This window comes from uncultured Boseongicola sp. (assembly GCF_937988555.1).
GTDB lineage: Bacteria > Pseudomonadota > Alphaproteobacteria > Rhodobacterales > Rhodobacteraceae > Boseongicola.
The window spans coordinates 1-9,246 of record NZ_CALJXO010000278.1 but is presented as its reverse complement, the minus strand read 5'-3'; the positions used below and the strand labels follow the sequence as shown (position 1 = coordinate 9,246).

Genomic DNA, 9,246 nt, shown 5'->3' with positions numbered 1-9,246 from the left:
TGGCTTCGGCGATCGCGAGGTCTTCCTTGTTCACGTCAATGACGAAGATCAAGTCAGGCACGCCGCCCATTTCGCGGATACCACCAAGCGAGGCCTGAAGTTTGGTCTGCTCACGCTCCATGCCAAGACGCTCTTTCTTGGTGAGGCCTTCGGCACCGTTTTCCATCTTCTCGTCAATAGCTTTCAGGCGCTTGATCGACTGGGAAACAGTTTTCCAGTTGGTCAATGTGCCGCCAAGCCAACGGTGGTTCATGTAATATTGTGCGCAACGCTCTGCGGCATCTGCAACCGGCTTTTGAGCCTGACGCTTCGTTCCGACAAAGAGGATGCGACCGTTCTTGGCAACTGTGTCACGGATAACGTTCAGAGCCGCGTCCAACATTGGAACGGTCTGTGTAAGATCCATGATGTGGATGCCATTCCGGGCACCATAGATGAATTCGCCCATCTTAGGGTTCCATCGCGGGGTCTGATGACCAAAGTGTACGCCAGCTTCCAAGAGCTGACGCATCGTAAATTCTGGGAGCGCCATGTCCATATTCCTTTCCGGTTTCGCGCCTGAGCAGAGCCATCAAGGGATTTCTCCCAACCGGCGGATCGTTCGAGGATTTCTCCCTCGAGGACCCAAGCTCTGCCTGTGAAGTGCGCGCCAAGTAGGCCGGATAGCCTGGGATTGCAAGCCTTTCGGCGGCCGCCAAGCAAATACACGCGCGTACGCGCGCGCTTTGACGCTTTTTCACCAAGAAGAAGGGGTGACGCCCGCCCTGCCCTGCGGTAAGACCCATGCGCTTTGGTAAGGATTTAAGCCACATGTCGCGCATTCTGATCACATCGGCCATCCCCTATATCAACGGGATCAAGCATCTCGGAAATTTGGTAGGATCACAGCTACCTGCGGATCTTTATGCGCGTTACATGCGCGCGCGAGGACATGAGGTTTTGTTTCTCTGTGCGACGGACGAACATGGCACGCCTGCCGAGTTGGCTGCCGCCAAGGCCAATAAGCCGGTGGCAGACTACTGCGCCGAGATGTGGGCGGTTCAAAAGGAATTATCGGACGGGTTCGGTTTGTCGTTTGACAAGTTCGGACGGTCTTCGTCGGAGCAGAACCGCGCGCTAACGCAGCATTTTGCGGAAAAATTGGCGGATGCCGGGCTGATTGAAGAAGTTGTGGAGTCTCAGGTCTATTCTCACGCCGACGGGCGGTTCTTGCCGGATCGCTACATCGAGGGCACCTGCCCCAACTGCGGCTATGATAAAGCGCGCGGCGATCAGTGCGAAAACTGCACCAAGCAGTTGGACCCCACTGATTTGATCGAGCCACGGTCCGCTATTTCGGGGTCAACCGATCTGGAAGTACGCGAGACCAAACACCTTTACCTTAAGCAACGCAGCTTGCGCAGCGAATTGGCGGACTGGATCGAAAGCAAACACGACTGGCCGATCCTGACGACGTCGATTGCTAAAAAGTGGCTCAACGACGGTGATGGACTTCAAGATCGCGGGATTACGCGGGACCTGGATTGGGGCGTGCCGGTTAAGCGCGGGGACGCGCCGTGGCCCGGGATGGAAGACAAGGTTTTCTACGTCTGGTTTGATGCCCCGATCGAATACATCGCTTGTGCAAAGGAATGGACCGATGGTCTGGGCCGCCCAGATGCGGAATGGGAACGCTGGTGGCGCACCGACAAGGGTGCCGACGACGTGAAATACGTCCAGTTCATGGGCAAAGATAACGTGCCGTTCCACACACTGTCTTTCCCGGCGACAATTATTGGGTCGCGCGAGCCGTGGAAGATGGTCGATTTTATCAAGTCGTTCAATTACCTGAATTACGACGGCGGGCAGTTCTCGACGTCGCAGGGACGCGGTGTGTTCATGGATCAGGCTTTGGAAATTCTGCCAGCGGATTATTGGCGCTGGTGGTTGTTGAGCCATGCGCCCGAAAGCTCGGACAGCGAGTTTACCTGGGAGAATTTCCAAACATCGGTGAATAAGGATCTCGCGGACGTCTTGGGTAATTTCGTCAGCCGTATCACAAAGTTTTGCCGCTCGAAATTTGGCGCAGAAATACCGTCGACCGGCGAATGGGGGGCGGACGAAGAAGCGCTGATCGCGCGTCTGGAAGAAGGTTTGGCTAAGTTTTCGACCCAAATGGAAGCCATCGAAGTGCGCAAAGCTTCGGCTGAATTGCGCGCACTTTGGGCTTTGGGTAACGAGTATTTGCAGTCATCGGCACCTTGGTCAGTCTATAAAGAAGACCCGGATCGTGCGGCGGCGATTGTACGGCTCGCTTTGAATTTGGTACGTATTTATGCGGTTATTTCAGCGCCGTTTATCCCCGAGGCGTCGGCCCGGATGCTGAGTTCAATGAACACTCTTGATATGGAATGGCCGGACGATATGCGCGCGGCATTGAACGCTTTGCCTGCGGGTCATGAATTCGTCGTGCCGGAAGTTCTGTTCCGCAAAATCACCGATGAAGAGCGTGAAGAGTGGCAAGCGAAGTTCTCGGGGCGGCGGACTTAAACGCGCGCCCTGCCCTGTTTGACGCATCAAACATTGGAGCACTGAAGATTCAGACGCAAAACTTCCAGTAAATGGCGCTTTCGGCCCAGACCGGCGCAGCACGGGCTTCTTAGCTGCATAGAAATGCAGCGATAGGAAATCTCATGCGGACCCATGCCCAGGCAGTCGTTATCGGAGGCGGCGTTATCGGATGTTCGATCCTTTACCATCTTGCGAAACTTGGTTGGAGAGATGTCGTCTTGTTGGAGCGGTCCGAACTGACCAGTGGATCCACATGGCACGCGGCGGCCAATATCCACGGGTTGCACGATGTGACGAATATCTCGCGACTTCAGCATTATACGATGAACCTTTATAAAGAATTGGAGGCGGAAACCGGGCAAAGCTGCGGAATTTTTCAGCCGGGGTCTTTGTATCTGGCGCAGACCAAAGAGCGTGAGCATCAGCTTCGCCTGCAAGAAGCGAAGGCCCGCCGATACGGGATGAATTTCCACGAGGTCAGCCGTGATGAAGCCGAGCGCTTGCACCCTTTGGTCGACTACGACGGCATCCGATGCATTATGTTTGAGCCCGACGGCGGCAACGTGGATCCATCCGGGGTCACGAACGCTTATGCCATGGGAGCGCGCCAGCGAGGTGCCGAGATCCATCGCTTTACGCCGGTAACGGGGACCGAACCGCAGCCAGATGGCACATGGATCGTGCGGACCGACAAGGGCGATATCCGCACGCCCTGGGTGGTGAATGCGGCCGGTCTTTGGGCGCGGGAAGTGGCTGCGATGGTGGGGCTTGATCTGCCGCTCTTGCCGACCGAGCATCAGTACTTTGTCACCGAGACGATTGCAGAGATTGCGGCGATGGATCGTCGGTTGCCTTCAGTCGCAGACCGCGACGGGGAATACTACCTGCGCCAGGAAGGGCACGGTCTTTTGGTGGGGGCCTATGAAAAGGATGTGCGGTTCTGGGCCGAAGACGGAACGCCGCAGGGTTTCGGGCATGAGTTATTCCCCGACGATCTTGAGCGGATCGAAGACAATATGATGCGTGCCATCGACCGCGTGCCTGCCGTCGGCGAGGCCGGGATCAAACGGGTTATAAACGGACCGATGATCTGGTCGCCGGACAGTTCGGCCTTGTTTGGGCCGGTTCCCGAGATGACCGGTTATTTCTGCTGTTGCGGGATTATTCCAGGGTTTAGCCAGAACGGTGGATTGGGCAAGCTATCGGCGGAATGGATCGTCGAAGGCGAGCCAAGCATGGACATGTTCGGCTGGGACATGGCGCGATACGGGGCCTGGGCGGGCAAAGCGTTCACCAAGGCGCGGGTTGGCGATCAATATGCGAACCGCTTCAAGATCCATTTCCCGAATGAAGAACGCGCGGCCGGGCGTCCGGTGCGCACGCGGCCTGCCTATGGGATGCAAAAGCAAATGGGTGCACATTTCGGGCTGAATTACGGCTGGGAGCATCCTATGTGGTTTGCGGCCGATGGCGAGCCAGATGTCGAAACTCACGGCTTCACGCGTCAGAACTGGTGGGAGCCGGTGGGCCGCGAGGTGCTGATGCTGCGCGAAAACGCAGGCATCCTCGATATCTCAAATTTCGCTAAATACCGTGTGAAGGGAGCGGGCGCCGAGGATTGGCTGAACGCGCTTTTTGCCAACCGGATGCCGCGCGAGATCGGGCGGTCGTGCCTGACCCCGTTGATCGGCAAGCGTGGCGGCATTGCTGGCGATTTCACCGTCACGAGGCTGGAGGAAGATGAATTCTGGGTTGTAGGATCCGGCATGGCGGAGCGGTTTCATTTACGGTTCTTCCGCGCGATCCCTCTGCCCGACGCCACAACCTTTGAAAGTCTGACCGAGGCGGTCGCTGGCTTCAACCTGGCCGGTCCGCGTGCGCGCGATCTCTTGGGTCGTTTGACCAATGAGGATCTGACGAACAAAGGTTTTCCTTTCATGCGCTCGCGGCGGATCAGTGTGGCGGGCGTTGACTGCGTGGCAATCCGAGTTTCGTTCACTGGTGATCTCGGTTGGGAGCTGCATTGCGCGGAAGGTGATCAAGTTGCTCTTTATCGCTCCCTGTTGGAGGCCGGCGCCGAGTTTGGCGCGGGGCCGGTCGGGGGACGTGCTTTGATGTCGATGCGACTTGAAAAGGGATACGGCTCTTGGGGGCGTGACTACAGCCCGGAATACTGGCCGCAGGAAAGTGGACTTGCCGGGTTGATCAAGACGGACAAAGATTTCCTGCACAAAGCGGCTTGGAAAGCGATTGCGGATAAGCCTGCGCGCGAGAAGATGGTCTTGTTGGAGATTGACGCGCGCGAAGCGGATGCCTCAGGCAGCGAGCCAATATTTGCGACCGATGGCACGCCGATCGGACAGGTGACTTCCGGGGCTTATGGATATTACGTCGGCAAGTCGCTTGCGCTGGCCTACCTGAAAGCGGGTAGCGCAGTTTCGGGCGATACCGTTCATGTTGCGATTTTGGGTGAGCCGCATGAGGCGCGCGTTCTGGAGCGACCGCCCTTTGATCCTGACGGGCTTCGGTTGCGCGACAAACAAGGGTAACGCCGGGCTTGCCAAGGGCCGCGTCGCGGGGCAAACCCGTCGCCATGACGAAAGATGTTCTCTGTATCGGATCGGTTCTTTGGGATGTTATCGGACGCGCCAGCGCGGCGATGCGGGTTGGCTCGGACGTGCCGGGGCGGATCACGCGGATCCCTGGCGGGGTCGCGATGAACATTGCGATGACATTGCGTCGGTTTTCCATGCGTCCTGTGCTGTTATCGGCTGTCGGGCGAGACGAGGAAGGCGACGAGTTGATTGCGGCCGCCGATCGTCTGGGAATGGAGACCGGGTTCGTCTATCGCTCGGACGATTTGCCAACCGATATATACATGGCGATTGAGGGGGCAAACGGGCTGGTTGCTGCGATTGCGGATGCGCATTCTTTAGAGGCTGCAGGAGCGAAGATATTGCGGCCTCTGAATGACGGGCGGCTTGGTTCCGAAGTCGCGCCCTTCGCAGGACAGGTCGCGCTGGACGGAAACCTGACCGAAGAATTGCTAACTGAGATTGCGCGTAGCCCCCTGTTTGAAAAGGCCGATTTGCGCGTGGCCCCGGCGTCCCCCGGGAAGGCTGAGCGGTTGATGCCGCTTTTGAATTGCCCGAACGCGACGATTTACGTGAACCTTGAAGAAGCTGGTTTGCTTTGCAACGCAAGCTTCACCACCGCCCCCGAAGCCGCCAGTGCTTTGCTGGAACGCGGAGCTGCTCATATCCTGGTGACAGATGGTGGGCGCGCCGCCGCACATGCCAGTGCCGGAGGCGTTCTGACCGCAACGCCACCGGCGGTTCTGGTGACGCGCGTGACCGGCGCAGGAGATACGTTTATGGCCGCACATATGGCCGCCGAAGCGCGCGGTGACACGCCCGGATCTGCGCTGAATGCAGCTTTACGCACGGCCGCCGCTTATGTTTCAGGAGATGTGCCTTCGTGACTTTACCATTGGATTTCTCAGCCGAAGTCGCGGCTGCGCGCACCGCAGGTACGGCGATTGTCGCCTTGGAATCGACGATTATCACCCACGGAATGCCCTACCCCCAAAACGTCGAGACAGCGCGTCTTGTAGAAGCAGAAGTCCGCGCCCACGCGGCCACGCCCGCAACGATCGCGGTGTTAAACGGACGGCTGAAGATCGGCCTGTCGGACGCGGAATTGGAAGGCCTGGGACAGGCAACCGGTGTGGCGAAGCTGTCGCGCGCCGATATTGCAGCATGCCTCGCGCGCGGTGGCACAGGAGCCACAACCGTGGCGGCGACGATGATCGCAGCCCATCTGGCCGGGGTTTCGGTCTTTGCGACGGGTGGAATCGGAGGCGTCCATAAAGGCGCGGAAGACAGCTTTGATATCTCGGCGGACTTGGGCGAATTGGCGATTACACCAGTGACGGTGGTGGCCGCGGGGGCTAAAGCAATCTTGGATATACCGAAGACGCTTGAGGTTCTGGAAACTCGAGGCGTGCCGGTGATCGCGTTTGGACAGGATGATTTCCCGGCGTTTTGGTCACGCTCATCCGGGCTTATGGCGCCGCTTCGCATGGATACTGCGGCCGAAATAGCCAGTGCATACCAGATGCGACGCGCGATGGGGCTTTCGGGGGGGCAATTGGTAGCCAATCCGATCCCCATAGAGGCTGAAATAAACGCCATGTCGCTTGCGCCACTTATTGCCAAAGCCACGCAGGAAGCCGAGGAAAAGGGCGTTTCCGGCAAGAGCGTCACGCCGTTTTTGCTGCAACGCCTGTTTGAGCTGACGGATGGAGCATCCCTGACTGCCAACATAGCGCTTGTGCTAAATAATGCTCACCTTGCCAGCGAAATTGCTGTTTGCCTCGCCAAACCGCGCGGAAACGATTGATTTCCATGTCGGCCCATTGCTCCGCTCGTTACACACCCTTAGTTTATGTCCAAACGCCCGGATAACATCTTATGAGCACGCCCTTTGACGACAATTCTGAACCGCCGCGCCCAAAACGTGGGTTGTTCTCGAAGTTTCGCTCGTCCTTTCTGACGGGGCTTGTGGTTGTTGCGCCGATTGCTCTGACGCTGTGGCTGATCTGGACGGTTGCGGGATGGGTTGACGGTTGGGTTTTACCGTTCGTGCCGCTCTGGCTTCGCCCGGATCAATACATTGGCCTGAATATTCGTGGCGTTGGAGTCATTGTTTTCCTAATTTTCACAGTGCTTGTGGGATGGATTGCCAAGGGCCTGATCGGACGGTCTTTGCTGAACTGGGCCGAGCGGATGGTGCAGGGATTGCCTGTAGTAAGATCGATCTATAACAGTCTGAAACAAATCGCGGAAACCGTATTCGCGCAATCCGATACAAGTTTCGATAAGGCGTGTTTAGTGGAATATCCGCGCAAGGGTATCTGGGCGATTGCGTTCATTGCTACTTCGGCCAAGGGCGAGATCGACAAGAAGATCGACGGCGAAAATAGTAAGACAGCAGTATTTTTGCCAACCACCCCGAACCCGACATCCGGCTTTTTGCTGTTCGTGCCGACGCGCGATTTGATTGAGTTGGACATGACGGTTGAAGATGCCGCCAAACTGGTGATCTCGGCGGGTCTTGTTTATCCCAATGGCGTTTCTGAGGCGCCTACTCCCATCGGCGAAGTTCGCCAGCCGCCCGCACGCGTCTCTTGATCTAACCTTTCGCGCTTGTATCCTGAGCGAAAACAAAGGTCGGGGCAGAAACCACATGAAAAGCCGTATTTTGAACGTTAATCCCTTGGTGGCGGTGTTTGATGATGTGTTCGGGCAGGATGTTGCGGATGTGGCTATTGCGGCGGGCGAAGGCCGTCTGACGCAGCCGACCTACGGCACCGACGAGGGCCGTATCATTGGTGAGAAACGCACGCATCAAGCCGCGATTGTCGATCAATGGAGCGATCCGCTCCTAACCGATCTGATGACGCGTATTTCGGCGATTGTGCGCCTGCCCCCTGAACACGCAGAGACATCCAAGCTGATCCGTTATGAAGGCGAGCAATTGTTTGACGTGCATTATGATGGTTACGACGAACACGGCGCAACACGCGAAGACTTCAACAAAGGCGGCCAGAGACTGTTCACAACTCTCTGTTATCTCAATGATATTGAGGACGAAGGACAAACGGCATTTCCAAACCTGAAGATTGCAGTACGCCCTAAATTGGGGCGGGTTCTGGTGTTTGCGAATAATCTTCTGGGATCAAACGAGGTGCATCCGGATAGCGCCCACGTCGGGTTTGGCCCAAGTGACGGACTGAAATGGGTTCTGACAGTGTGGTGGCGTGAACACCATTTCCATATTCCGCGCAGCTACCCCCCTGCAGATGGCGAGTTTGTGGTATATTGAACCGCGGCCTCGGGTTCAGGGGCTGCTGTTGCAATAGGAATGTTAGATGAACTACCTTAAACCAGCAGCCGTCGCCGTCGCGACGATATCGATGTCGACTGCCCCGCTTCATGCTGGTGGTGCAGCTGAGCCGTTGATGGAGCCTGAGGTAATCGTCGCAGAAGCCGCCGCCGCGACGTCGGGTGGCTTTGTTGTTCCGTTGATTTTGCTGGTTATTCTTGCCGCAGCGGCAAGTTCGTCCGGGGGCGGCACACCGCGCGAGTGATCGAAGGCCCGCCCTTTATTCGTACATTTCAGCCAGATCGACGCTTGAAGCGACACCGATTTTATCACGGTGTCGGGTCAGGAAATCGTCTGCTGCTGAACGCCCCGCATCGCGCAACTCAAAAATTATGCCGGGTACAGGGATTGTTTTGGACGCCACGCTTAGCTCTGCCATCAACGCGTCATCTGCAATCATATGGACCAGAACCCGCTTCATTGCGCCTTCGCCGACCGAGCCTTTGGTGATCAGGCGTTGCACGAAGTTTATCGCGCGCAGTTCGCGCAAAAGCGAAGAGTTAAAACTGATCTCGTTGATCCGGTTTGCGATATCGCGCGGCTCTTTCGGGATGCCGGGGCGCTCAAGCGGGTTGATATTGACGACAATGATATCGCCGGGAAGGTCTTTTTCGAACAACGGAAAGAGAGCCGGATTGCCGGTGTATCCGCCATCCCAATAGGCGTTTCCGTCTATTTCCACCGCCTGAAACACGGTAGGAAGACAAGATGATGCAAGGATGGCTTGGTGGTGATCTCTTCGCCGGAGAA

Annotated in this window: 8 protein-coding genes and 1 pseudogene; 7 read left to right on the top strand and 2 right to left on the bottom strand. The window is 57.0% G+C overall.

The genetic code is table 11. The features are described from left to right. Positions 1–538 (bottom strand): 30S ribosomal protein S2 (gene rpsB / locus Q1B15_RS16705; protein WP_299755768.1); only part of this gene is annotated, 538 nt, incomplete at its 3' end. Positions 539–810: 272 nt separating this feature from the next. Here rpsB and metG point away from each other — a divergent pair. The 7 genes from metG to Q1B15_RS16670 all read left to right on the top strand — a co-directional run bounded on the left by metG (position 811) and on the right by Q1B15_RS16670 (position 8,701). After that, positions 811–2,529 carry a methionine--tRNA ligase gene (gene metG / locus Q1B15_RS16700; RefSeq protein WP_299755766.1) on the top strand — a complete coding sequence of 573 codons (1,719 nt, stop codon included), beginning with the start codon at positions 811–813 and terminating at the stop codon, positions 2,527–2,529. A 143-nt stretch (positions 2,530–2,672) separates the two neighbouring features. Next, positions 2,673–5,099: an FAD-dependent oxidoreductase gene (locus Q1B15_RS16695; RefSeq protein WP_299755765.1), complete on the top strand. Its 2,427-nt coding sequence runs from the start codon at positions 2,673–2,675 to the stop codon at positions 5,097–5,099. A 44-nt stretch (positions 5,100–5,143) separates the two neighbouring features. Further along, positions 5,144–6,031 carry a PfkB family carbohydrate kinase gene (locus Q1B15_RS16690; protein ID WP_299755763.1) on the top strand — a complete coding sequence of 296 codons (888 nt, stop codon included), beginning with the start codon at positions 5,144–5,146 and terminating at the stop codon, positions 6,029–6,031. Continuing rightward, positions 6,028–6,951 (top strand): pseudouridine-5'-phosphate glycosidase, encoded by a 924-nt coding sequence (locus Q1B15_RS16685; RefSeq protein ID WP_299755761.1) that lies wholly within the window; start codon positions 6,028–6,030, stop codon positions 6,949–6,951. The genes Q1B15_RS16690 and Q1B15_RS16685 overlap by 4 nt, the downstream gene beginning before the upstream one ends. Before the next feature lie 71 nt (positions 6,952–7,022). Further along, positions 7,023–7,742 (top strand): DUF502 domain-containing protein, encoded by a 720-nt coding sequence (locus tag Q1B15_RS16680; protein ID WP_299755760.1) that lies wholly within the window; start codon positions 7,023–7,025, stop codon positions 7,740–7,742. A gap of 55 nt (positions 7,743–7,797) precedes the next feature. Beyond that, complete coding sequence (locus Q1B15_RS16675) at positions 7,798–8,436, top strand: 2OG-Fe(II) oxygenase (RefSeq protein WP_299755758.1); 639 nt, start codon at positions 7,798–7,800, stop codon at positions 8,434–8,436. Between the two features lie 46 nt (positions 8,437–8,482). Further along, a complete protein-coding gene (locus tag Q1B15_RS16670; protein WP_299755755.1) occupies positions 8,483–8,701 on the top strand; it encodes a hypothetical protein in 219 nt (72 codons plus the stop codon). Positions 8,702–8,716: 15 nt separating this feature from the next. On the opposite strand, the pseudogene Q1B15_RS16665 reads toward Q1B15_RS16670, so the two are convergent. Further along, positions 8,717–9,246 (bottom strand): annotated as a pseudogene (locus Q1B15_RS16665) (patatin-like phospholipase family protein); the annotation flags it as partial.